Origin of the sequence: Methylobacterium sp. 092160098-2, assembly GCF_028920805.1 — a bacterium.
GTDB lineage: Bacteria > Pseudomonadota > Alphaproteobacteria > Rhizobiales > Beijerinckiaceae > Methylobacterium > Methylobacterium fujisawaense.
In genome coordinates this window covers 5,061,322-5,085,402 of sequence record NZ_JAQPZJ010000001.1, presented here as the reverse complement: position 1 = coordinate 5,085,402, position 24,081 = coordinate 5,061,322, and the positions used below count along the sequence as shown (strand labels likewise).

20 protein-coding genes are annotated in these 24,081 nt (G+C 73.3%); 13 read left to right on the top strand and 7 right to left on the bottom strand.

Going from position 1 to position 24,081, the window contains the following annotated elements:
- Positions 1 to 19: 19 nt before the first annotated feature.
- Positions 20 to 493 carry a DoxX family membrane protein gene (locus PQI07_RS23945; protein ID WP_274927556.1) on the bottom strand — a complete coding sequence of 158 codons (474 nt, stop codon included), beginning with the start codon at positions 491 to 493 and terminating at the stop codon, positions 20 to 22.
- A 130-nt stretch (positions 494 to 623) separates the two neighbouring features.
- Here PQI07_RS23945 and PQI07_RS23940 point away from each other — a divergent pair, with 130 nt between their 5' ends.
- The gene (locus PQI07_RS23940; RefSeq protein ID WP_274927555.1) at positions 624 to 977 is read left to right on the top strand and encodes a hypothetical protein; all 354 of its coding nucleotides are present in this window, start codon (positions 624 to 626) and stop codon (positions 975 to 977) included.
- 63 nt (positions 978 to 1,040) lie between these two features.
- Here the strand turns inward: PQI07_RS23940 and argE are convergent, their stop codons facing one another.
- Positions 1,041 to 2,273 (bottom strand): acetylornithine deacetylase, encoded by a 1,233-nt coding sequence (gene argE / locus PQI07_RS23935; RefSeq protein ID WP_274927554.1) that lies wholly within the window; start codon positions 2,271 to 2,273, stop codon positions 1,041 to 1,043.
- 184 nt (positions 2,274 to 2,457) lie between these two features.
- Here argE and PQI07_RS23930 point away from each other — a divergent pair, with 184 nt between their 5' ends.
- The 7 genes from PQI07_RS23930 to PQI07_RS23900 all read left to right on the top strand — a co-directional run bounded on the left by PQI07_RS23930 (position 2,458) and on the right by PQI07_RS23900 (position 9,689).
- Entirely contained in the window at positions 2,458 to 2,760 is a 303-nt protein-coding gene (locus PQI07_RS23930; RefSeq protein WP_053610475.1) for a hypothetical protein, read from the top strand.
- A 65-nt stretch (positions 2,761 to 2,825) separates the two neighbouring features.
- Positions 2,826 to 3,692 carry an alpha/beta hydrolase gene (locus PQI07_RS23925; RefSeq protein ID WP_043385924.1) on the top strand — a complete coding sequence of 289 codons (867 nt, stop codon included), beginning with the start codon at positions 2,826 to 2,828 and terminating at the stop codon, positions 3,690 to 3,692.
- A 165-nt stretch (positions 3,693 to 3,857) separates the two neighbouring features.
- On the top strand, positions 3,858 to 5,777 hold the full coding sequence (locus PQI07_RS23920; RefSeq protein ID WP_182593241.1) for a sensor histidine kinase: 1,920 nt from the start codon (positions 3,858 to 3,860) through the stop codon (positions 5,775 to 5,777).
- A gap of 368 nt (positions 5,778 to 6,145) precedes the next feature.
- Complete coding sequence (locus PQI07_RS23915; RefSeq protein ID WP_051044734.1) at positions 6,146 to 6,475, top strand: hypothetical protein; 330 nt, start codon at positions 6,146 to 6,148, stop codon at positions 6,473 to 6,475.
- 179 nt (positions 6,476 to 6,654) lie between these two features.
- Positions 6,655 to 7,332 carry a carbonic anhydrase gene (locus PQI07_RS23910; protein ID WP_043385918.1) on the top strand — a complete coding sequence of 226 codons (678 nt, stop codon included), beginning with the start codon at positions 6,655 to 6,657 and terminating at the stop codon, positions 7,330 to 7,332.
- A gap of 3 nt (positions 7,333 to 7,335) precedes the next feature.
- Positions 7,336 to 8,904, top strand: a complete 1,569-nt coding sequence (locus PQI07_RS23905; protein ID WP_274927553.1) for a SulP family inorganic anion transporter — start codon at positions 7,336 to 7,338, stop codon at positions 8,902 to 8,904.
- Positions 8,905 to 9,323: 419 nt separating this feature from the next.
- Positions 9,324 to 9,689: a hypothetical protein gene (locus PQI07_RS23900; protein WP_043385916.1), complete on the top strand. Its 366-nt coding sequence runs from the start codon at positions 9,324 to 9,326 to the stop codon at positions 9,687 to 9,689.
- Positions 9,690 to 9,737: 48 nt separating this feature from the next.
- On the opposite strand, the gene PQI07_RS23895 is transcribed toward PQI07_RS23900, so the two are convergent.
- The 3 genes from PQI07_RS23895 to PQI07_RS23885 form a co-directional block, all read right to left on the bottom strand.
- A complete protein-coding gene (locus PQI07_RS23895; protein ID WP_043351523.1) occupies positions 9,738 to 9,968 on the bottom strand; it encodes a hypothetical protein in 231 nt (76 codons plus the stop codon).
- 182 nt (positions 9,969 to 10,150) lie between these two features.
- Positions 10,151 to 10,816 carry a hypothetical protein gene (locus PQI07_RS23890; RefSeq protein WP_043385913.1) on the bottom strand — a complete coding sequence of 222 codons (666 nt, stop codon included), beginning with the start codon at positions 10,814 to 10,816 and terminating at the stop codon, positions 10,151 to 10,153.
- A 118-nt stretch (positions 10,817 to 10,934) separates the two neighbouring features.
- Positions 10,935 to 12,029: a replication protein RepA gene (locus PQI07_RS23885; protein WP_043385909.1), complete on the bottom strand. Its 1,095-nt coding sequence runs from the start codon at positions 12,027 to 12,029 to the stop codon at positions 10,935 to 10,937.
- Positions 12,030 to 12,842: 813 nt separating this feature from the next.
- Between PQI07_RS23885 and PQI07_RS23880 the strand changes: the two genes are divergently transcribed.
- Positions 12,843 to 13,700: a TrmH family RNA methyltransferase gene (locus tag PQI07_RS23880; RefSeq protein ID WP_043385906.1), complete on the top strand. Its 858-nt coding sequence runs from the start codon at positions 12,843 to 12,845 to the stop codon at positions 13,698 to 13,700.
- Positions 13,701 to 13,865: 165 nt separating this feature from the next.
- On the top strand, positions 13,866 to 14,120 hold the full coding sequence (locus PQI07_RS23875; RefSeq protein WP_043385904.1) for a hypothetical protein: 255 nt from the start codon (positions 13,866 to 13,868) through the stop codon (positions 14,118 to 14,120).
- Between the two features lie 277 nt (positions 14,121 to 14,397).
- Here the strand turns inward: PQI07_RS23875 and PQI07_RS23870 are convergent, their stop codons facing one another.
- On the bottom strand, positions 14,398 to 16,446 hold the full coding sequence (locus tag PQI07_RS23870; protein ID WP_274927552.1) for a methyl-accepting chemotaxis protein: 2,049 nt from the start codon (positions 16,444 to 16,446) through the stop codon (positions 14,398 to 14,400).
- Positions 16,447 to 17,223: 777 nt separating this feature from the next.
- On the opposite strand from PQI07_RS23870, the gene PQI07_RS23865 reads away from it, so the two are divergent.
- Complete coding sequence (locus PQI07_RS23865; protein WP_043351508.1) at positions 17,224 to 17,649, top strand: cupin domain-containing protein; 426 nt, start codon at positions 17,224 to 17,226, stop codon at positions 17,647 to 17,649.
- A 3-nt stretch (positions 17,650 to 17,652) separates the two neighbouring features.
- On the opposite strand, the gene PQI07_RS23860 is transcribed toward PQI07_RS23865, so the two are convergent.
- On the bottom strand, positions 17,653 to 18,834 hold the full coding sequence (locus tag PQI07_RS23860; protein ID WP_274927551.1) for an MFS transporter: 1,182 nt from the start codon (positions 18,832 to 18,834) through the stop codon (positions 17,653 to 17,655).
- A 442-nt stretch (positions 18,835 to 19,276) separates the two neighbouring features.
- Here PQI07_RS23860 and uvrA point away from each other — a divergent pair, with 442 nt between their 5' ends.
- A complete protein-coding gene (uvrA, locus tag PQI07_RS23855) occupies positions 19,277 to 22,396 on the top strand; it encodes an excinuclease ABC subunit UvrA (RefSeq protein ID WP_179698590.1) in 3,120 nt (1,039 codons plus the stop codon).
- Positions 22,397 to 23,091: 695 nt separating this feature from the next.
- The gene (locus PQI07_RS23850) at positions 23,092 to 24,072 is read left to right on the top strand and encodes a transporter (RefSeq protein WP_043345625.1); all 981 of its coding nucleotides are present in this window, start codon (positions 23,092 to 23,094) and stop codon (positions 24,070 to 24,072) included.
- Positions 24,073 to 24,081 lie beyond the last annotated feature (9 nt).

Here is a 24,081-nt window from a genome sequence, read left to right as displayed (position 1 = left end):
CCCGCCGCGCCGGGCCCCGCTACGGCCGGACCCGGTCCGCGATCGCGTAGGGATGGGTCGAGCCGAGGGGATCGGCGAGGAAGTCCTGGACCGTCCCGGCGCCCGTGCCGAAGGTGATGAGCAGGAAGCCGCCCGCCAGGGCGAAGTTCTTCAAAAAATCCCAGAACAGCGCGCGGCCCTTGCCCCCCGCCCAGAAATCCCCCGGCACCCAGAACTGCTTCCACAGCAGCGCCGTCACCCCGCAATAGCCGGCGAGCACGAAGGCGGCGGCCCGGTCGGCGACCCCGGTCAGGATGCAGAGCGACATCCCGATCTCGACGCCGAGCCCGATCAGGATCAGCACCGTTGCGGGCGCCGTGGCATGCACGGCCTCCCGCGCCTGCCCGACCGCGCCCCGGAAGTTCAGGATCTTGTCGAGGGCGCTGAACGGCAGGAACAGCAGCACGAGGAGCAGGCGGACGCTGAACGCGATTGCGACGCTGAGGCTGGCCATGCGCTGAACGGTCTCCCGATCCGGCCCGGTTCGGGCCGCCGATCCAAGGCGCTGATCCAAGCCGCGAGCGGCGCAAAGGTTTCGCGCGGCCCCGCCGGCCGCGTGCAGATCCTGGCCCCCGAAGCGCCCCGTGCGGACCGGCCCCGGCGGTGCGCAGCGCGTCTTCGATCACGGGCGGCATCCCGGCAACGCAGACTCGGACGCCTCAGCCGAGACCGGCCTGCGCCGCGCCCACCTCGTCGAGGCGACGGCGCCCGGCACTCTCGAGAACGCCGTTCAGATCCGCCCGTGGCACGCCGACGTGCTTCGGCTCGGCGGCCCCAACATACACCTCGCGCGCCACAACTTCGTCCTGCCGCTGGTGTGCCGCCTGGTGCATCCCGGCTCCGGAAGCTCGGATGTCGGCCAGGGCGGGACGTCGAGAGCCGAGAGCGAAGCCGAGTCCCGGCGGCTGGTCGACCGCTTCGGCCGCATCCCCTGGTGAGGTCGCGCCGCGCGGCGGACGCCCTGCGGGCCGGAAGCGCGCTCGACCGGCGCGGATGTTGGTTCAGACTGGGAGCGCCCCTCGGGACGAGGACGCGGAGCCGGTCGTGCAGGTGCGGATCAGCCGCCGCACGAAGCCCGCGCACGCCTCAAGTTCGTCCCGGGTGACGTACTCGTCGGCCCGGTGGGCCCGGGCGATGGAGCCCGGTCCGATCACCACGGCGGGCACGCCGCCGAGCCGCTCGAACAGCCCACCCTCCGTGCCGTACGAAACCTTGGCGTGGCCGTTGCGGCCCGCGAGGCGCTTGGCCAGGGTCACGATCTCGGCCTCCGGATCGGTGTCGAGGCCCGGATAATCGATCAGCGGCACGACATCGACGCCGCAGGCCGGATCGCCGGCCCGCATCAGCGGCGCCAGCGTCCCGGTGGCGTACCCGATCGCCGCGGCCGCCAGCGCCGCGGCATCGTCCGCGCCGATCGCCCGGTACTCGAACGCGACGCTGCAGGTGTCGGGCACGATGTTGAGCGCCGTGCCGCCCCGGACCACGCTCGACAGGCCGGTGGTGTGGGGCACGTCGTAGAGCGGGTCGCGGGCCCCGTCCCGGGCGATGGCCTCCGCGGACAGGCGGACATGCTCGATGAAGCGGGCGGCGTATTCCACCGCGTTGACACCCTGGGGCGCCAGGGCCGAGTGGCTGGCCCTGCCCCGGAAGGTGAGGCGGGCGGCCGACTTGCCCTTGTGGCCGACCACCACATCCATCCCGGTGGGCTCGCCCACGAAACAGCCGAGCGGCCGCGGCACGCGCTCGAGCATCCGGGCGATCAGCGGGCGCACGCCGAGGCACCCCACCTCCTCGTCGTACGAGATCGCGAGGTGGATCGGGGTGGCGAGATCCGCCGCGACCATTTCGGGCAGGAGCGCGAGGCAGACCGCGAGGAACCCCTTCATGTCGGAGGTGCCGCGCCCGTAGAGCCGCCCCCCCGCCTCCCGCAGGACGAACGGGTCCGACGACCAGGGCTGGCCCTCGGCCGGCACCACGTCGCTGTGGCCGGAGAGCACGTAGCCGGGGCGGGTCTCGAACGGCCCGACGCTGACCAGCAGCGCCGCCTTCCGGCCGGTCGGATCCGGCACCCGCTCCACCGCGGCGCCGTGACCCCGGCAATAGGCCTCGGCCCAGTCGATCAGCGGCAGGTTCGAGCGGTCGCTCACCGTGTCGAAGGCGACGAGCGTCCCAAGCAGCGCCACCGGATCGGGCGGGCCGGAGGGCGGCAGGACGGTCTGTGCGGGCTCTGTCATGGATGGCGTCCTGCAACCGCGCGCGAATCGGCCCGGATGGGGCGCCCGGATTCCTACGGGGTTTTCGGCGCTTCGGGGATCCCGGGCAACGCCCGGACCGCCCGACCGGTCCCGGGAACCGGTGCGGCACCCGAGCGTCGCTCTCGGGGGAGGCCGCCGGAGACCGCCCCTGGGAGCCCGAACCATGCGTCGCCGTCCCGCTCCGATCCGCGCCGCCCCGATCCTCGCGACCCTGTTGCCGGCGGCCCTGCTGCTGGCCGCCCCGGCCGAGGCCCGGCCACAGGCCGGGACGCCGCGCCATCGCGTCGCGTCCGACATCGACCGGACCCTCGCCCGAAGGGCGGCGCGGGACCGGCCGGACTGGCGGGTCTGGCAGCGGCCGCTCGTCCCGGCCTTCGCTCCGGCGACGCGCGAGCGGGTCGCGGCCCCGCCCTTCACGGGCTGGGGCTACGGCGGCACCCTCCCGGGGGCCTGGCCCGGCTTCTGATCCGCCTCGACCCGGGCCCGACCGCCTGCCATGGTGCGGGCGACCGAAGGCCTGAGACGGACGCGATGGTGCTGGAGTTCCGCCTGGACGATCCGACCCCCGCGGATCCGCGCCGCCGCTGGAACGCCCTCGCGCAGGAGGCGCGGGACGCCTGCTACGACAACACCCGCGCGGTGGCCGACAGCGCCGCCCAGGTGGCCGCCCGGAATGCCGCCTCGGCCGCCTACCGGGCCGCGCATCCGGCGGGCCTCGACGTGCCCTACGGCCCGGGCCCCCGCAACGCCCTCGACCTCTACCCGGCCCGGGACGGGGCGGCGCCCTGCCTGGTCTTCATCCATGGCGGCTACTGGCAGCGCGGCGCGCGGGAGCTGTTCGCCTGCTTCGCGCAGGGCCCGAACGCCGCCGGCTGGTCGGTGGCGATGGTCGGCTACACCCTGGCGCCGGAGGCGAGCCTCACCCGGATCGTGGCGGAGATCGGCGCGGCCCTCGACTGGCTCGCCGCCCACGGGGCCGCGCACGGGATCCGCGGCCCCCTGATCCTGTCGGGCTGGTCGGCCGGCGGGCTGCTCACCGCATTGCATCTGGGCCATCCGGCGGTGGCGGCGGGGCTGGCCATCTCCGGCGTCTACGACCTCGCGCCGATCCGCCAGACCGAGCTGGACGCCAAGCTGAGCCTCACCGACGCGGAGGTCGAGACCCTGTCCCCCCTGCGCCGTCCGGCGGTGGCGAAGCCGCTCTGCATCGCCTACGGCTCGCGCGAACTGCCGGCGCTGATCCACGACGCCCGCAACCTCCACGCCCTGCGGGCGGCGGCCCACGCCCCGGGGGCCCTGCTGCCGGTGCCCGATGCCGAGCACTTCTCGGTGCTCGACGCCCTGCGCCGGCCGGGCGGGATCCTTGTCCGGGCGGCCCATGCCCTCCTCGAGGGCTGACGATCTGGGCAATGGGACGATTCCGGGCGTATTTACAACTCCCGATAGAAATTTCGCATCGCCGGAGACCGCTCCCGTCTTGCTGAGGCCCGCGGCGCGTGCTGAGACGGGGGTGCGGGCGCGATCTCCCTCCTCCGGGAGCCGGCCGGATCCGAGGGAGATCGGATGCAAGCGGTCGCGCGATCGGAAACCCCTGCGGCGGCGGCCCGCGCCGATCCCGCGGACCGGGCCGACCGCCGCGGCCGCGGATGGGGCACGCCGCGGCTGCGCGTCGTCCTGGCTTTGGGCTTCGGCACCCTCGGCTTCCTGGCGACCCTGGCGCTCGCCGCCCTTGTGAGCCGGGAGGCGACCCGACGGCTCGAGGCGGAGGTCGGCGGCCAGCTCGCCGAGATCGCCGGCCAGATGGCCCGGAACCTCGATATCGGGATGTTCGAGCGCTGGCGCGACATCCAGATCGCCGCCGCCTCGGACAGCCTGCGCGATCCCGGAACCGCGACGGCGGCCAAGCGCGCCGTGATGGAGCGGCTCCAGGCGACCTACCCGGCCTATTCGATCATCGGGCTGGTCGACGCCGACGGGCGCGTATCCGCGACCAGCACGGGCGCCCTGGAGGGCGCGGACGTCTCCGGCCGGGACTATTTCCGCGGCGGCCTCGAGGGGCCCTATGTCGGGGACGTGCATCCGGCCAAGCTCCTCCAGAGTCTGATGCCCCCGGTCGACACCGGTGCGCGCGGGGCGGCGCGGGAGCCGCTGCGCCTCGTCGATGTCGCGGCCCCGGTCCGGTCGCCGGACGGCCGCGTCCTCGGAGTGCTGGCCGCCCATCTCGACTGGACCTGGGCGCGCGACATGGCGCGCATCCTCGAAGGCGCGCTCCGGGGCCATCGCCAGGGGGCCGAGATCCTGATCCTGTCCCGCGACGGCACCGTGCTCCTCGGTCCGCCCGCCCTGCAGGGCGCGGCCCTGCCCCGGGCGGTCCTGACCGGCGACAGATCCCTCGATCCGCAGGGCACGAGCCGGGTCGGGCCCTGGCCCGACGGCGCCGCGGCGTATCTGAGCGCCCACGCGTCCACGACCGGTCACCGGGACTATCCCGGTCTCGGCTGGCAGGTGGTGGTGCGGCAGACGGCCGACCGGGCCCTGACCGCGGTGGCGGCCCTGCGCGGGGACATCCTGGTGGCGGGCAGCGTGGTGGCGCTCGCGGCGGCACTGCTCGCGTGGCTGCTCGCCGGCCTGATCGCCCGCCCGCTGCTGGACCTGGCGGTGGCCGCCGAGACGCTGGGCCGCGACCAGCGGCCGCCGCCGCTGCCCCGCGCCTTCGTGCGCGAAGGCGCGATGATCGCCGACGCCCTGGGCGCGGCGGCGGACGAGCTCGCCCGGCGCGCGGACACCCACCGGCTGCTGATCGATGAACTGAACCATCGGGTGAAGAATACCCTCGCCACCGTGCAGGCGATGGCGGCCCAGAGCCTGAAGAACCTCGGCGGGGACGCCGCGGCCGGGCGCGACGCCTTCGAGGCGCGGCTGCTCGCCCTGTCGCGGGCCCACGACATCCTGACCCGCGAGAGCTGGGCGAGCGCGGACCTGCGCGGCGTCGCGACCCAGGCGATGCGGCCCTTCCTGGGCGCGGAAGTCCCGGGGGGCGCTCGGTCCGGCAGCGATCTGGCGAGCCAGACCTCATCCGGTGCGCTGCCGCCGCGCATCAGCCTGGAAGGTCCCGACCTGCGGCTGCCGCCCGAGGGCGCGCTGGCGCTCACGATGATCCTGCACGAATTGTGCACCAACGCGGTCAAGCATGGCGCCCTGTCGGTTCCGGGCGGTCGCGCGGCGCTGGTCTGGACGGTGGAGGCCGGCCCAGACACCGATACCCTCCGGGTGACATGGTGCGAGTGCGGCGGCCCCCCGGTCGTCCCGCCGACGCGGAAGGGATTCGGCACCCGCCTGCTGGAGCGAGGCTTTGCCGGGAACAGGACCGCCAGCCTCACCTACGAGGCTGCGGGCGTCGTCTACAGGGCGGCCAATCCCCTGCCCGCCCCCGGCCGCGCGGCCGCGCAGCCCACGCCGCGTCTGCAGGCCGGACGGGCCTGATCCCGCTCCGGCCCGATCGGCTTTCCCTCCCGTTCCACCCCGACATCGACCCCGCCTCACGGCGTCGGGACAGCGGCCGCGCATTCCCTTAGCCCGGCCCCTTAGCCCGGCCCCACGGTCCGGCCCCACGGTCCGACAGAGCCCGATCCGGCGCATCGGAACCAGATCCGGCTTTAATCCCGGCGCTGATTTCGTGACGAGACAAAGACGTGCGCAAACACACTCTGTAGTACATTGGTGATGGATTAAAGTCTTCATTGATGTGATGTGCTGAGACGCACATGAGATTTGCAAGAGTTTGACTAGGTTCGACTGACCGGCAGGGATTCGGTGTCCCCGGCCACAAGACGAACGCGCGAGGAAACGCCATGCCCCAGTCACGACACGTCCCGATCCGCGGCACCACCGTCGGCCTCGCCCTGGGCCTCCTGGCCGGACTCCTCGGCGCGCCCCTGGCCGCGCAGGCCGGCGAAGGCGGCGGCGGGAGCCGCCAGGCCGCCGGCGGGGGCCACATGAGTTCCTACGTCAGCGATCCCCATCACGACCCGCGCTCCCTGCACTCGCAGCGCGCCGGGACCGGTCAGCTCCTCGGAGCGCCGATGCTCCACGAGAGGGCCGGCACCACGGTGGCGCGCCGCCGCGCGGTCGATCCCCACTGGGCGTCCGGAACCGTAGAGCCCCGCCGGGCCCGACGCTGAGACCGCCCGCCCGGCTCCGGGACGGCTCGCCTTCCTCCCCCCGGCCTGGCCGGGGGACCTTCACCCCGACCCAAACGCTCGGGCCGCACGACCCGCCCCCCTCGGGACGGGTCGTGCGGCCCGAGCGGTGTGCCCGCCCCGGTTTCTCCCCCGGTTCTCCCAGCGTCAGAGACCCCTTCATGAACAACATCATCCAGGGCATCGCCAGCTTCCAGGGCAACGTCTTTCCCGGACAGCGGCAGATGTACCAGCAGCTCGTGCGCGACGGTCAGCAGCCGAGCGCGCTGATCATCGCCTGCGCGGATTCCCGGGTCTCGCCGGAGCACATCACCCAGGCGGGGCCGGGGGACCTGTTCGTCTGCCGCAACGCCGGCAACATCGTGCCCCCGGCCTCCGACGTGGTCGGCGGCGTCTCCTCGGCGATCGAGTATGCCGTGGTGGCGCTGGGCGTGCGCGACATCGTGGTCTGCGGCCATTCCGATTGCGGCGCCATGAAGGGGCTGATGAACCGGGATCTGCTCAAGCGGATGCCCAGCGTCGCGTCCTGGCTGCGCCACGCCGAGGCCGCCGAGCGGATCGTCTGCGAGGCCTATCCCGAGGGGATGGACGCGCAGGCCCGTCACCACGCCCTGGCCCTGGAGAACGTGGTGGTCCAGCTCGCCAACCTGCGCACCCATCCGAGCGTCGCCGCCGCCCTCGCCAAGGGGTCCCTGCGGCTGCACGGCTGGTTCTTCGAGATCGAGACCGGCGCCCTCCTGGCCTATGACGGCGCGAACGGGCGCTTCCGGCCGATCGCCGGGGCCGACATGCCCGTGGCGCAGGATTCCTCCACCGGCAGCCGCCTGCAGGCGGCCTGACCCATGCGGATCCCCAGCAGCCTGACCGCCGCCCTCGCCCCGGGCGGCGCCATCCGGACGAACCTCGCCCGGGACCTGCCCGCCTCCGTTGTGGTCTTCCTGGTGGCGCTGCCCCTGTGCATGGGCATCGCCATCGCGTCCGGCGTACCGCCGGAACGCGGTCTCGTCACCGGCATCGTCGGCGGCATCGTGGTCGGCCTCATCGCGGGCTCGCCGCTCCAGGTCAGCGGGCCCGCCGCGGGGCTCGCGGTGATCGTGTACGGGTTCGTGCAGGCGCACGGGCTCGACGCCCTCGGCCCGGTCCTGGTGGTGGCGGGCCTCGTCCAGCTCGCCGCCGGCGCCCTGCGGATCGGCGGCTGGTTCCGGGCGATCTCGCCGGCCGTGGTGCACGGCATGCTGGCCGGCATCGGGATCCTGATCGTCCTGGCCCAGATCCACGTCCTGACCGACGCCCTCCCCCGGGCGAGCGGCCTGGACAACCTCGTGGCGATCCCGGCCGCGTTCTTCGACTTCGTCACCGGCACGGGCGACCGCACCGGCGCCGTGATCGTCGGCGGGTTCACCATCGCGGCGATGATCGCCTGGGAGCGGCTGCGCCCGGCGCGGCTCCGGCTCCTGCCCGGGGCGCTCGTCGGCGTGCTGGCGGGCAGCCTGGCGGCCGGCCTCGGTGGCTTCGCCGTCAAGCGCGTGGCGGTGCCGGAGGCGCTCTTCTCCGGACTCGCCCTGCCGGGGGCCGAGGCCTGGGCGCGCCTCGCCGAGGCCGAGATCCTGATCATGGCCCTGGTCATCGCGGTGATCGCCAGCGCCGAGAGCCTGCTCTCGGCGGCCGCTGTCGACCGGATGCACGACGGCCCCCGCACCCGCTTCGACCGGGAGCTCGGCGCCCAGGGCATCGGCAACCTGATCTGCGGACTCCTCGGCGCGCTGCCGATGACCGGGGTGATCGTACGCTCCTCGGCCAACGTCCAGGCGGGGGCGGTGAGCCGGGCCGCCACGGTGATGCACGGGACCTGGATCCTGGCCTTCCTGCTCGCCCTGCCCTGGCTGCTCGCCCTGGTGCCGACCGCGAGCCTCGCCGGCATCCTGGTGGTCACTGGCTGGCGACTGGCGAGCCCGGCCCACGCCCTGCACCTGCAGGCCCGCTACGGCTGGCTGACCGCCGCGATCTGGCTGGCCACGATGGCCACCGTGGTGGCGGTGGACCTGCTCTCCGGCGTGCTCACGGGCCTCGCCCTGAGCCTCATCCAGGCCCTGCCGAGCCTGCGCAAGGGCCGGCTCCGGATCGAGCACGCGGCGGCCCCGGAGGTGCCCGGCGTGCCGGAGCTGCGCCTGTCGGGGGCGGCGACCTTCCTGCAGCTTCCGAGCCTCACGGCGGCCCTGGAGCGTACCCCCGAGGGCGGCGAGGTCCGCCTCGCCACCGACAACCTCGCGGCCATCGACCACACCTGCCTGGAGATGATCGGCGACTGGGCGAGCCGGCGCAGCGCCGCCGGCAGCCGGATCGCCGTGGTCGGCGGGTCGGGAGTCCCGCACGACCGGCTCGCCGCCGCGGTGGCGGCCCCGGCCCACTAGGAAGCCCTGTGCCGAAGGGGCAGACCCTTCGGCACAGGGCGCGTCGGAGCAGGCCGTTCGGACGCGGGCCCGAAGCGGACGCGGGGCGGGGCGGGGTCCGGGCGGGGTCCGAAGGCGGGACCGTGGGTCCTGCGACGCGCCCCGACGTTTCCGCGCGGATCCGAGCGGACGGCGCCCCCGGGCCTGTCCGCGTCGCGGCAGACGGTCGCGGCAACCGGTCGACGGGGCCGCCTTCCGGTCCGTCCCGACGCGGGCCGGGAGCCGCCCGGGTTCGTCGGAACCCGGAATTCCATCGTTTTCACAACCGGTTAATCCTGAATCTTCGCGCCCCCTTAACGGGCGGACCGCCAGACTCGCCGCTACGGCAGGCCCGCTGCGCGGGATCGGCCGCGGAATGGTACTCGTCAGGAGCTTCGTCGATGATCAGGTTCCTCGCGGCTTCGGCCGCATGCCTGGTCCTGTGCGGCGCCGCGGCGGCGCAGGACATGCCCGGCCTTGCGACGCTGCATCCGCCCGATCCCGCCCAGCCGGTGGCGGCGAGCGCCCCCGTCCCGATGCCGGACGGCGGGGTGGCACCGGGACTGCGCCTGGGATCCGTTCCCGATCCGGACGCGGCCCGTCCCGACCCGGTCCCGACGCCCCCCGGCAGCCTCGCGCTCCGCAGCACCGCGGCCGACGCCGCGCAGACGACCGCCAGCCTGAAGGCCCCGTCCGCCACGCCCAAGCCGTGGTGTGCGCAGGAGCGGCGGGTCGGCACCGGTCTCGGCTTCTGCCTCGTCAATTGAGCGGTCCGCCCGGCCGTGCCGGGCTCTGCCCCGGACCCGGCCGCCGGCTCAGGAGGCCCCGTAGACCGCGACCGCGTCGAAGGTCTCGCCGTCCTCCGGGGCTTGGTCGCGAGAAGCGACGAGGGAGGCGACGAGGAGGACCAGCACGGCCGCTGCGACGGCCGCGACCGCGAGCGGCCGCGTGATCAGATCCGCATGGGCGCGGGCGGCGTGGATCACCGCGCAGCCGAGAAGGAAGATGCACACCTGCGCGGCCGGCGTCGCGAAGGCCGCCGTCATCGCGGCGTCCCGGTCGTCCGATGCCGGTCGATCCGGCCGATCGGGTCCATGACGGTGTTCATGACCGTGTCCATGGCACGCCCTCCCCGGCTGAGGCTGCCGATGCCCGGCTTGACCCGCAGGCGGTCGGCCGCGCCGGCCGGCGTGCCCGAACATGCGGGCGCGGGCGACCCGGCCGGGCGTCACGTCTGCGTGACCGGGCCCCCTCGGGCGGGTTCCGGATCCGGCGGCGCCAGGGCGTAGGTGGCCTCACCGACCCGGCTCAGGGGCCCGCCCGGCCCGGACCGCTTCCACAGCCGCGTGTTGAGGGCCGCCACCGGATCCCGGCCGGGCAGGGTGAAGCCCTGCCCGACGAGCACCTCCAGGATCTCGGCCGCGTGCAGCGGCCGGCCCGCGCGCCCGATCGCCGCGCAGGCCGCCTCCACCACGGCCCGGCCGTAGCGGCGGGCGCCGGCGGCATCCTCCGTGAAGGCGATGGCCGGCGGGATGGCGCCGCGGGCGCCGGCGGCATCGGTCCGGACCACGGGACGCGCCTCCGGACGCACTTCCGGACGGGCTTCCGCCCCCCGTCGTCCGCGCGGCGCGCCGGAATCCTCCGCCGCCGGTCCGGACCGATCCCCCGGCACGCCCGGGTCCCCCAGCGCCGGATCGTCGGCGGGGTCTCCGCGAAGGCGCGCCCCCGTCTCGGGGACCGGATCCGATGCCGCCCTCGCCCCGGATCCGGCGGCTCCCAGGCGGCGGCCGAGCTCGAGGTAGAGCATGAGGTCGGCGATCTGCCGGTCGAGGGCCTCGCGCTGGCGCCGCAACGCGGCGAGCCGCGCCTCGATCTCGGATTCCGACAGGCCCACGCGATGGTCCCTCCGACCTGAGGGAACATCTACCCGTTCTCAGCACCGGTGGGAATGCTCAAAGTCGGAATATTCCGTCCCGCCTGAGCGACAGTCGGAATATTCCTTCCGGCGAGCCCTATTCCCTTGCCCGCTTCCGCATTCCCTTGGCGGCCGGCCTGGGCGGCACGAGCAGCGTGCTCGGATCGGCCGGATGCAGGGTCAGGCCGCCCTCGTCGAGGACCAGCGGCAGCCGCGGGAAGACCTCGCGCAGATGCGCGAGATCCGCCTTGAACGCCTGCCGGAAGCTGCGAATCGAGGCGTTCTCGGCGCCGAACTGCGCGTGGAGGTTGGCCCAGGTCAGGCGGAGCGGGCGCTGCAGCGACCGCAGGCGGTAGCCGGTCCAGAACAGCAGGTCGAGCTTGCGCGCCGAGCCCGAGAAGGCCCGGGCCGCCCGCACGTCCACCGGCAGGGCGTGCCGGATCAGGGTCTCGTAGAATTCGGGGTCGAAGCGCACCGTGCGCCCCGCCTCGTCGGCCCCCTCGCCGGCGCGGGGGCGCCACAGTTCCAGGCTGCGGAACGGCGGAACGTTGAGGGTGGTGGCGCTGTCGCGCCCGTCCCAGAGGCCGATCTGCATGGAGCAGGCGGCCAGCCGGTTCAGCTGCTCCTTGAACTGGCGGATGGTGCCGCGCTCGCCCCCCGTGACCGCGAAGCCCATCTCGCGCATGAAGCCCGACAGGGTCTCGGCCACCTTCACGGTGGGGCTGCGCTGGCGCACGGCCTCGGTGCAGAGGTGCAGCAAGACCAGCCGGGCCTTCGGGCCGTAGGGCAGCCCCTGGGGCTCGAAGGCGCCCGTCTCCGGATCCTTGATCCGGCCGGCGATCAGGCTGAGGGAGTTGCGCCCGTAGCTGCGGGAGAATTCGCGCACCGGCCCGGGGTCGCGGTAGGGCAGGCCGCACAGCGCCAGGACCGAATGGATGTGCTGGAGGCTCGACGGGAGCGCCGGCTCGCTCTCGATCACGAGGCGCACCGCGTCGCGGCGGCGCTGGTCGCGCGACAGGCCGGCCCGGCGGCTCTCCTCCTCACCCAGGAGGGCGGCCTGGGCATCGCGCTCGCGCTGACGGTGGAGCACGTGCTCCACGATCTGCGCGAACAGGAAGCCGCCGCGCGCCGCCTCGATCTCGGCCTGCAGGTCCGGGTCGTGGATCCCGGCGATCTTCTCCTCGATGCTCATCGCCCCTCGGTCCGCGGCACAGGGGCGCGTTCGTCCGGCGAACGGAAGAACGGCCCGATCCTGCCATGCCACGATTCGGACGCCGCGGACCCGGTTCGATCGGGCTTGTCCCGGCAATCCACGCTTCCCCGCTCCCGGCCCGCCCCCGAATGCAGGCGCATGACCGGGGCCGGGTGACCGCGGCCCCCTCCGGCCCCGCGCGACGCAGAGTTCGATACGGGGTCCGTCCGCCGCCCGACCCCACGCAGAGTCCGATACGCCCGCCCGCCCGCGTTCCGTCCCCGTTATCCACCGGCGCGGGCCGGAATCCCCGCCGAATCCGATACGCCGCCACGCAGATTCCGATACGCCACGTCGCCGGTCCGGCGCAGAATCCGATACGCGGCCGCGCAGAGTTCGATGCGCACCCACGCAGAGTCGGATGCGCAAAACCACATCAACCCCATGGCTGGAATGAGGAATTTCCGACTGCATATAACTTGCCGAACTGACTCTCTGAAAGACTCTTCCAGATAATCTTCCTAGTGTCGGAGAGCCTGTTCGTTCTGACGAACGAACCCTGACCGCACCGGAAGCGCACAGGGTACGAAGGGAATGTATGATGGTTTTCCACATTCCCTCGAATTGCCGCCGTCACCGCTTGACGATCCGCAGAGCCTGGATGGCGGCGGGCCGGCCGGCTTCGTCACGGGGACCGTCGCGATCCCCGCGATGGCGGCTTGACGCGGGCGATGCCGCCCGGTTTCTCGGAGCCGTCCCAGAGGGCCCTCAGATGAAGAGCGTGCCGATGCCTCCCTTCCCGATCGAATCCCGATGACGGACCGCCGCGATGACGGCCGTCCGTCCGGCGGTCGCCCCGCCCCGAATCGCCCGCACGGGCCCCGACGTCCGGCTCTGCGGCCCGGCAACCGCCCCGGCAGCCGTCCCGGCGCGGCGGGCCGCCAGCGGGAGGCGGACGGCGACGGGCCGGCCGTGCTCTATGGCTGGCATCCCGTGGTTCAGGCCCTGGGCAATGCGCAGCGCGGCCTGCAGCGGCTGCTCGCCACCGAGAACGCGGCGGCGCGGCTGGAGGCGGAGTTCGGCGGCGCCTTGCGGATCACCCCGGAACTGGTCCGGCCGAGCGAGATCGGCCGCCTGCTCGGACCGGACGCCGTCCACCAGGGGCTGTATCTCGAGGCCGAGCCCCTGCCCGCCCCGGGGCTCGACGATCTGCCCGCCGACGCGCTGCTGCTGGCGCTCGACCAGATCACCGACCCGCACAATGTCGGGGCGATCGTCCGCACCGCCGCGGCCTTCGGGGTGGCGGGGATCGTCACCACGGCGCGCCACGCCCCGGGCGCAACCGGGGTCCTGGCGAAATCCGCCTCCGGCGGCCTGGAGCACGTGCCGTTCGTGACCGTCCGGAACCTCGCCGAGGCGCTGATCGCCCTGGGGGAACGCGGCTTCACCCGGGTCGGCCTCGATTCCGACGCGCCGGAAAGCCTCGACGCCGTGACGGTCGCCCGGCCGCTGGTGATCGTGCTGGGCGCCGAGGGCAAGGGGCTGCGCGAGCGCACCCGGAGCTGCTGCGACCTGCTGGCGCGGATCCCCTTCGCGGGGGCGATCCGCAGCCTCAACGTCTCGAACGCCGCCGCCATCACCCTCTACGCCCTCGGCCGGACCGAGACCTGACCGCGACCTGATCGAGGCCTGTCCGCGACGCGGACCGACGGCCCGGTCGAGACACGTTCGGAAACACGGAACCGGCGCCGGAAGCCCCTCTTCCGACTAGGCAGTTTCCGCAACTTCCCGTAGAGTTGCGGATGAGGGGGGCGTAGGCTGGAAGGCTGCGTCCGGATGCTGGACGATGTGATGACCTATGGCGGCTGGGCCGTCGGCCTGGTCGCTGTCGGCGTATGGACTTGGCTCGCGCGGCGTGCCTTTCCGAGTTTCGAATCCTTCGTGAGGGGCTTCGACGACGAGCTGCAGCTGGGCGCCAGCCCGGAGGAGCGCGCGCGCAGCGCGCGCTGGCATCAGGTCCGTCAGGCCGCCGTGGCGCTGACGGCCGTCGCGGCCCTGTGCCTGTCGATCGGGTTCGCGATTCCCGACTGAGCCCGCCGATTCGGCCGCGCCGGATCCGCGCGCTCACCGCCTCGGCCAGATCGATGTGGCGCTCCTGAGCTTCCGGCACCGTTCCGGAGGCCGGCGTACACTGAGGGCGCGGGGCCTCCCGGCGTTGGGCCGCGGCAGGACCCACGACAGATCCCGGATTCGAAGGCGCCGGGACCCTTCGCGGGTGCAGGGGTGCCCTGCCGTCGGGCACGGCCCGGTGACGCCGGGGCGCCGCCCCGACACCCCGTCCGAGGGCGCGCCCTTCGGAAGCCCCGGCTCAAGCCGCCCGGATCCGGGTGAGGAAGCCCTCCGCGGCCTCCCGCAGGTCGCTCGCTTGGCGGGACAGGTCCCCTGCTGCCCGCAGCACCTGTTCGGAGCCCCGGCTGGCCGCGGCGGCGGCCTCGCCGACGCCCGCCATGTGCCCCGAGACCCCGCGGGTGTCCTGCGAGGTCTGGGCGGTGGTCCGGGCGATCTCCGCGGTGGCGGCGCCCTGCTCCTCGACCATGGCGGCGATCTCGGCCCCGATCCGGGCGAGGTTGCGAATCACCTCGGTGATGCTGCCGATGGACCGGACCGAGGCCTCCGTCGAGCCGGTGATCTCGGCGACCTTGGCGGCGATCTCCTCGGTGGCCCGGCTGGTCTGGGTGGCGAGGTCCTTGACCTCGGCGGCGACCACCGCGAAGCCGCGGCCCGCCTCGCCGGCGCGGGCGGCCTCGATCGTGGCGTTGAGCGCCAGCAGGTTGGTCTGACCGGCGATCTGCGAGATGATCGCGACGATCTCCCCGATGCTCCCGGCCGCCTGGGCGAGACGGTGCACCTCGCTGGCGGTCCCGTCCGCGTCCCGGGTCGCGGCGGCGGCGAGGTCGGCCGAGGCCCCCACCTGTACGCCGATCTCCCGGACCGAGGCGGTGAGTTCCTCGGTGGCCGCCGCCACCGTGTCGGCCGAGCGCGCGGCCGAATCGGCGGATCCGGCCACCGTCCGGCTGAGATCCGTGGTGTCCTGCGCGGTCCGGGCCATGCCGTGCGCGGAGGCCTCCAGCTGGGCGGCGGCCGCCGAGACGGCCGCGACGATGCCGCCGACCTGGCGCTCGAAGCTGTCGGCGAGGCCCAGGGCGGCGGCGCGCTGCGCGGCACTCGCCTCGGCGGCGAGCCGCTCCTGCGCGGCCCGGGCGGCGCGACGCTCGGCGACGCTGTCGCGGAAGGCGACCGCGGCGGCGGCGATCGCCCGGACCTCCCGCGGGCCCCCCGACGGGATCGCCAGATCGGCCGTCCCCTGGTCCCGGCCGATCGCGGTCAGAACCTGCGCCATCCGGGCGAGGGGGCGCGCGATCGCCGTGCCGAGCCAGACCGCGAGGCCGGCCGAGAGGGCGAACAGGGCGAGGCCTCCGGCGATCCAGAGGGTCAGCATCCGGTCCGCCCGGGCGCGCAGGGCGCCGGCGGCGGCCTCCAGATCGGCGGTGAGCCGGTCCTCCACGCCCTTCAGGGCATCGATGCGCTGCGTGGCGAGGCCGAACCAGGAAGGCGCGTCGCGGAAGGCGAGCGGCGTCCCCGGCATCGTTTCCTGGGCGATCCTGCGCAGGCGCGCGACCGCCCGGGCCGGCTCGGTCGCCTCGGCGGCGTCGAGCAGGGTCGTCTGGGCGGCCTCGGCCCCGGCCCGGAACAGGCCCGCATAGGTCGCCTGCTCGGCCGAGAGGGTGGCGAGCCGGCGCGCGGCCGCGAGGTCCAGGTTGCCGGAGGCGAAGACCGCCGAGGCGGCGGCCCGCTCCTGGCCGGCGGCTTCCTTCATGGCCAGGAAGGCCGCGTAGGCGTTCGCCCGGGCGGCGAGGCCGGCCTCGTCGATCGCCCCGCCCATCGCCCGCACGAGCCCAAGCCCCTCGCCGATCAGGCCGGTGTAGTAGCCGGCCGCCTGGGGGACGCCGGCCGTCAGGGCGTCCACCGCCCGCCGCTGGTCGGCGAGCCCGGCGAGCGCCTGGCCGAAACCCGCGCCGCGCGCCGCGAAGGCCGGGCCGTACTGCGTGGCCGCCGCCATCGCCCCGGGAAGGTCTGCGAGCGCCGCGTCGGTGCGCACGCGCTGGGCGGCGAGTTCGGGCCCGAACTGTGCGCCCTTCGCGCCCAGGAACAGGCTGGAGGCGCCGCGCTCGCGCTGGGCCTCATGCACGAAGGCGCTGATCCGCGAGGCGAGGCCGACGAGGCTCTCCACCCGGTCCATCTCGGCGCGCCGCGCCCACTGGTCGGACACCGTCCAGCCGGCGGCCCCCGCGAAGGCGAGGCTGGGGGCGAGCGCCACGACCAGGATCCGGGCGCGAAGCGAGGAGAGGAGGATCATCGGCGGCAGGACATCTCGGAGAACAGAACGGAGCTTGGCCGCAGGTCATAAAGATCTGGTTATGTTGACCTGCCCGGATTCGGTGCAGCTCTGCCTGATCGGATGGCAGTTTCGGTCGGGGCGCCGCTGTCAGTGTGCAGGTTTGCCAGGTCTTCAGCGCGGGGATCATCGGTTCCGGGGATCGCCCGTGCGGGGGCGGGCCGTCTTTCATCAGCGGCGGTACTTCGGCGGAGGCCGTCCGGGGAATTCGCTCCCCCGGTTCTATTGCGGGGCGCGGGATCGTGACCCTGCGCCGGGTCATGCGGGACCGCCGCCGCCGGAACGCCCTGAACCGCTGGGTCCTCTCCAGCGGGGGGCGACAGCTGCGCCCTTCCGCGCCCCGGCCCGCGTCGTCTCCGCCACCGCCGCCCCCCGGGCCGGGATCGTCGCTCTCGCCACCCCGCTCGTCACCCCGATCGACGACCCGGAGCGGCTGATTTCCGGCTCCGCAAGCGCAGGAGCCTGTGGCGGCCCCGGGCGTTCCCGTCCCGGCGCGCGATGGGCGGCCCGCAGGATGGGCGGCCCGCAGGACGTCGCCGCCGGGGCGCATGCCTCGACGGGCTGTCTCGCCGCGTTGACGCGGGGCGCCTGCGCACCACCCTGGGTGAGCATGACGGGGGGATCGACCCCGCGAGCCCGCGGCGTGCCCCGGCGCCGATCGAGAGCGGGCGGGCCGAGGACAGGATCGTGCGCGACGGTTTTCGGAGTGAGGAGGACGTGATGTCGGAGGCGGAGGCGATGGCGGACGCGGCGGGGACCGGCATCTTCGACGTGGCGGCGCTGGCGGCGGCGCTGCCCGGCAGCGCCCAGACCCTCCTGGTCGACACCTATCTGACCGACCGGGAGGCCGCGAGCGCCCGGGTGTTCCGGGTCTACCGGCCGACTCCGCCGCATTACCACGCCACCTGCGACGAGTATCTCTACTGCCTGTCGGGCCGGGGCACGGTCTGGCTGGGCGACCCGGCCGCCGCGACCGCATTCGGCCCCGGTCAGCTCCTGGTCTTCGAGAAGGGCACGGTCCACGCCATGCCGGAGATCGATCCCGCGGAACCGGTGGTGTTCCTCGCGATCGACACCCCCCGGCGGGCGCCCACCGACATCGTCTTCGTGAACCCGGAGGACGGCAGCCCCGCCACCTTCATGGCGCGCAACGCCGAGGCGTGAGCCTCACACCGGCAGGGACCGCCCGGCCGCCGCCACGGCGAGGAGCAGGGCCGCCACGAGCAGGAGCGCGGCGGACAGGCCCAAAGCCTGCGCGGCGAAGCCGATCAGCGCCGGGCCCGCCAGCACCCCGGCATAGCCGAGCGTCGTCACCGCCGGCACCGCCACGCGCGCGGGCATCGCGGTCTGGCGGCCGGCCGCCGTGAACAGGACCGGGACGATGTTGGCGCAGCCCGCCCCGACCAGGGCGTAGCCGGCGAGGGCCGCCTCCCAGGCCGGGACCAGGACCGAGAGCGCGAGTCCGGCGGCCGCCAGGAGGCCGCCGAAGACCACCACGGGCCGCCGCCCGAGCCGGGCCACGACCCGATCGCCGGCAAGGCGCCCCGCCGTCATCGTCACCGAGAAGGCCGCGTAGCCGAGCGCCGCCCAGGCCGGATCGAGGCCCCGCTGCTGGATCAGGAACACCGCGCTCCAGTCGAGGGCCGAGCCCTCGGTGAGGAACACCACGAAGCAGAGCAGGCCCAGCACCAGCACGACGCCCCGGGGGCGCGCGAAGGCGGGGCCTCCGCTCCCCCCTGCCCGCTCGGCCGGCAGGATCCCGGGCCAGGCGGCCGCGAACAGGGCCGCGATCCCGGCGACCAGGAGCAGCACGCTCCAGCCCGCGCCGAGCCCGGCCGCCAGCAGGCCGCTGGCGATCAGCGCCCCCAGGATGCAGCCGAGACTGTAGAGGCCGTGGAAGCCCGACATCATCGGGCGCCCGCTGGCGCGCTCCACCACGACGGCCTGCAGGTTCATGACGCAGTCCACCGCCCCCATCCCGGCGCCGAACAGCACCAGCGCCAGGGTGAGCGGCACGAGCCCATCGCCCACGGCCAGCACCGGCAGGGCGAGGCCGATCGCCAGCGTGCCGGCGAGCAGGACCGGCCGGAAACCGAGCCGCGAAGCCGCCGCCCCGGCGCTCGGCATCGCCAGGATCGAGCCGATGCCGAAGGTGAGGAGCAGCAGGCCGAGCCCCGCCGCGTCGAGGCCGGCGCGGTCCTGCACCAGCGGCACCAGGGGCGCCCAGGTGGCGTTGGCGATGCCCACGATCAGGAACAGCAGCCGCGTGGACACGCTCTGTCCGCGGGACGCATTCCGGTCCCCCGCCCCGCCGAGGGCGACCGGGTCGGTCAGGTCGAGCGCTGGCATCGGCACCTGTCGATGGAGTCGAGTCCGAGGGTGGATCCCGGCGACGTGGGGCCTCGGTTCCCGCGGCGCAACACCGGGCCGTCGTCGCGCGCGCCGTGCCGCGCGCCAGGATGGGACACCGGCGGCCCCATGCGTCGGCGACTTGCCCGGTTCCTCGCAGGCGCCCTCGCGCGCCCGCTCGGACGACCGGTTGGACGCCCGCTCGGGCGCTGCCGGAACGCTTTGCCGCGCGCGCAAGGGCGGCGGCTCGTTCGCCGAGCGGTTGCCGCCGTACGCGTTTCGTTCTAGCAAGGGCGGCGCATGACGGACCTGCGTCCCGCCGGCCCCACCTTGCCGTCGGCCCCCTCGGGCTCGACATGTGTCGGAGCGGCGGCTGGCCCGCGCGCGAATCCGATCCGGATCCGATCCGACTGCGTCGACGCCTCGAAAGACCGCCGCCCTCATGGCCAAAGCCCAAGCTGGAAGTCGTGCCGCAAGCCGCGCCGGCGCCGCCCAAGCTGCCCCGACAGCCGCCGCGCAGACGGCGTCCAAGGCCCCGAAAGCCGCCACCGCCGCCCCGGCCCCGCAGCCCAAGCCGGCCCGCGCGAAGTCCGAAAAGCCCGCCCGCCCTGGGGCGGCCGCCGAGGCCGCGATCGACGCCAAGCTGGCGGCCCTGTTCGACGCCGCGCCGGCGAGCGCCCATGACCGGCGGGTCATCGCGGTCCGGGGGGCCCGGGAGCACAACCTCAAGAACGTCGACCTGACGATCCCCCGGGACAAGCTCGTGGTATTCACCGGGCTGTCGGGCTCGGGCAAGTCGTCGCTGGCCTTCGACACGATCTACGCCGAGGGGCAGCGCCGCTACGTCGAGTCGCTCTCGGCCTATGCCCGCCAGTTCCTGGAGATGATGTCCAAGCCCGACGTCGACCAGATCGACGGGCTGTCGCCGGCGATCTCCATCGAGCAGAAGACCACCTCCAAGAACCCCCGCTCCACCGTCGGGACGGTCACCGAGATCTACGACTACATGCGCCTGCTCTGGGCGCGGGTCGGCATCCCCTACTCGCCGGCCACCGGCCTGCCGATCGAGAGCCAGACCGTCCAGCAGATGGTCGACCGGGTGCTGGAACTGCCGGAGAAGACCCGGCTCTACCTGCTGGCCCCCGTGGTCCGCGGACGCAAGGGCGAGTACCGCAAGGAAATCGCCGAGTACCAGAAGAAGGGCTTCCAGCGCCTGCGCGTGAACGGCGAATACTACGCCATCGACGACGTGCCCAAGCTCGACAAGAAGTTCAAGCACGACATCGACGTGGTGGTCGACCGCATCGTGGTCCGGGCCGATATCGGCTCGCGGCTGGCCGAGTCCTTCGAGACGGCCCTGGAGCTGGCCGATGGCATCGCGGAGGTCGTGTTCGCGGATGCCCCCGAGGGCGAGACGCCCCGGACCATCACCTTCTCGTCGCGCTTCGCCTGCCCGGTCTCGGGCTTCACCATCGCGGAGATCGAGCCCCGGCTGTTCTCGTTCAACAACCCGTTCGGCGCCTGCCCGACCTGCAGCGGCATCGGCCACGAGATGCGGATCGACCCCGAGCTGGTCATCTCCGATCCCGCTTTGAGCCTGAAGCGCGGCGCCGTCGGCCCCTGGGCGAAATCGACCTCGCCCTATTACGGGCAGACCCTGGAGGCGCTGGCCGAGCATTTCGGCTTCAAGACCAGCGTCCCGTGGCAGAGCCTGTCGGAGACGGCCCGTGCCATCGTGCTGTACGGCTCGGGCAAGCAGGCGATCCGCTTCGCCTACGACGACGGGTTGCGCAAGTACACGGTCAACAAGCCCTTCGAGGGTGTGATCCCGAACCTGGAGCGCCGCTACAAGGAGAGCGACTCGGACGCCGTCCGGGAGGAGATCGGGCGCTTCATGAGCGAGACGCCCTGCGCCGCCTGCGGCGGCAAGCGGCTGAAGCCCGAGGCGCTCGCCGTGAAGGTCGCCATGGCCGACATTGCCGATGTCACGGCCCTCTCAGTCAGTGAGGCGCATCGCTGGTTCTCGGAGCTGCCGGAGAAGCTGACGGCGAAGCAGAACGCGATCGCGGTTCGGATCCTGAAGGAGATCCGCGACCGGCTGAGCTTCCTGGTGGATGTCGGCCTCGAATACCTGACGCTCGCCCGCGGCTCCGGCTCCCTCTCGGGCGGCGAGAGCCAGCGCATCCGGCTGGCCTCGCAGATCGGCTCCGGCCTCACCGGCGTGCTCTACGTGCTGGACGAGCCGTCGATCGGCCTGCACCAGCGCGACAACGAGCGGCTGCTCGGTACGCTCAAGCGCCTGCGCGACCTCGGCAATTCGGTGATCGTGGTCGAGCATGACGAGGACGCGATCCTGCAGGCCGATTACGTGGTCGATGTCGGCCCGGGCGCCGGTATCCATGGCGGCGAGATCATCGCGCAGGGCACCCCCGCCGAGGTCCTGGCCAACCCGGCCTCGCTCACCGCGAAATACCTCACGGGCGAGATGTCAGTCCGGACGCCCACCGCGCGCCGAAAAGGCCGCAAGGGCAAGCTCGGCCTGTTCGGCGCCCGGGGCAACAATCTGAAGGATGTCGATGTCGAGATCCCGCTCGGCACCTTCACCTGCATCACCGGCGTCTCGGGCGGCGGCAAGTCCACCCTGGTGATCGACACCCTCTACAAGGCGATCGCCAAGAAGCTGAACGGCGCCCTGGAGCACCCGGCCCCCTACGGGCGGCTGGAGGGGCTGGAGCACCTCGACAAGGTCATCGACATCGACCAGTCGCCGATCGGCCGCACCCCGCGCTCGAACCCCGCCACCTATATCGGCGCCTTCACGCCAATCCGCGACTGGTTCGCGGGCCTGCCGGAGGCCAAGGCGCGGGGCTACCAGCCCGGCCGCTTCTCGTTCAACGTCAAGGGCGGCCGCTGCGAGGCCTGCTCGGGCGACGGCGTCATCAAGATCGAGATGCACTTCCTGCCGGACGTCTACGTCACCTGCGACGTCTGCAAGGGCAAGCGCTACGACCGCGAGACCCTGGAGGTGAAGTACCGGGCCAAGTCCATCGCCGACGTGCTCGATTCCACCGTCGAGGAGGCGGCCGAGCTGTTCAAGGCGGTGCCGGCGATCCGCGACAAGCTCGAGACCCTGAAGCGGGTCGGCCTGCACTACGTCCATGTCGGCCAGCAGGCCACGACCCTGTCGGGGGGCGAGGCGCAGCGCGTGAAGCTCTCCAAGGAGCTGTCGAAGCGCGCCACGGGGCGCACCCTCTACATCCTCGACGAGCCGACCACCGGCCTGCACTTCCACGACGTCGCCAAGCTCATGGAGGTGCTCCACGAGCTGGTGGACCAGGGCAACACCGTGGTGGTGATCGAGCACAACCTCGAAGTGATCAAGACCGCCGACTGGGTGATCGACATGGGTCCCGAGGGCGGCGACGGCGGCGGCCGGGTCGTGGCGCAGGGCACGCCGGAAGAGATCGCCCGCTCCAAGGCCAGCCATACCGGCCGGTTCCTGCGCGAGGTGCTGGAGCGGCGCCCCGCGGCGCCCGCGCGCCGAGGCCGCGCCGCCGAGTAGCGCGCCAAACCTTCCGGGCCAAACCTTCCGGGTAAGCGGCGGCGTCGGACGCACCGGCGACAGGGCCGGCCGCGGGCCCTCCCCCACACGGGACGGGCGGGACGCGCGGCCCCGGAGGATCGGCCCCTCCGGGGACGCGCGAATCCGCGAGCCCGACGGGACGAGGCAGGCGGTTCGGACCGGCCCGATCGCAGGCCGGCGCGGCAGTTTCTGCCGGGTGCCGTCCGCATATCCGCCCGGCCGGGCGGTGATTCGAGCCGCGGGGCGCCGGTTCGGGCCAGCCGCGGGCCGGTTCGAAGCCGGATTCCGGTCCGGATCCCGGCCGGGCGGCCCGCCCGGCGGCCTGCCCGATCACCTCCCCGGCCTTGCCGGATTCTCCCGTGCCCCGGCGCGACAACAGCTTGACCATTCAACGATATTTTGCCGGACCCCCCGTTTGGGCAGGGTCTGTGGACAGTGTTGCATCGCCGCAAAAATGCGGCTTTTGCGCAACGGTTCAGCCGGTTGTGGCGTTTCGGCGAGCATTCCACTGTCTTTCCGCAGGTCTCTGTAGAATAGTCGCAGACGTTGAGACGGGCAGGCTCCGTGGGGGCGCTCGGTAGGTCCGAAGCCGGCAGCCGCGATTGGCGAGCAGACCGGCAAGGAAGTGCCGAATGCGGGACGGAAGCCGTGGGACCTTGGGAAGGAATGAGAAAATGATGAAGAACTGGCTCGCGGCCGGCGCGGTCGCGCTCACGGTCGGCATGACCTCGACGATCGCCCAGGCGCAGACCACCACGGTTCCCGGCGAGCAGGTCGGCCTCGCCGTCGGCGCGCCGCTGCCGGAAGGCCTCTACGCGATCAACACGTTCACCTACCGCCGCACCGACGCGCCAAACTCGCCCGACACGGCCGTCAACATCCCGGTCCTGGTCTGGTCGACCCCGTTCGTGCCGTTCGGCGGCCGCGTCGAGCTGCTCGTGGCGCCCCCGACCGTGTTCGCCTTCACCCGCAACCCGGCGGGCGTGCGCAACAAGGACATCTCGATCAACGTCGGCACCTTCGTCGGCGGCATCTGGGCCTTCGACCTCGGCAACAACTTCGGCGTCAGCTTGCTCGGCGGCGCCTACCTGAACGACCTGAACGGCGACCGCGGCTCGATCATCACCGCGAACGGCACGACGGCCACCCCGGTCCTGCCGCAGCTCTCCTCCAACACCTACCGCTTCGGCATCGCCGGCAGCTACACCGGTGACGGCTGGAACATCACCGCCAACCTGACCGCCAACATCTACGACTCGCCCGGCCGCTTCCCCGGCCAGGTCGGCGCCGCCATCGGCCCGATCCGCCTCTCGGACGCCCTGAACTTCGACCTCACCGCGACGAAGAAGTTCGGCAACTTCGAGATCGGCCCGATCGCCTACGGCACCTACAACTTCGACATCAGCCAGGCCAGCGCGGCGGCCGGCAACCGCGGCCGCTTCGCCATCGGCGGCCTCGTCGGCTACGACTTCAAGATCTTCACCGTCCAGGCCTACGTCGCCCGCGACGTCGTGACCGGCGCGCAGTACACCAACGCCTTCGGCCGCACCCGCGACAACTACTCCACCGACGGCTGGATCCGGTTCATCGTGCCGCTCTACTCGCCGGCCCCGGCCGCCTCGCCGGTCCCGGCGGCCCTGGTCCGCAAGTACTGAGACCAACCC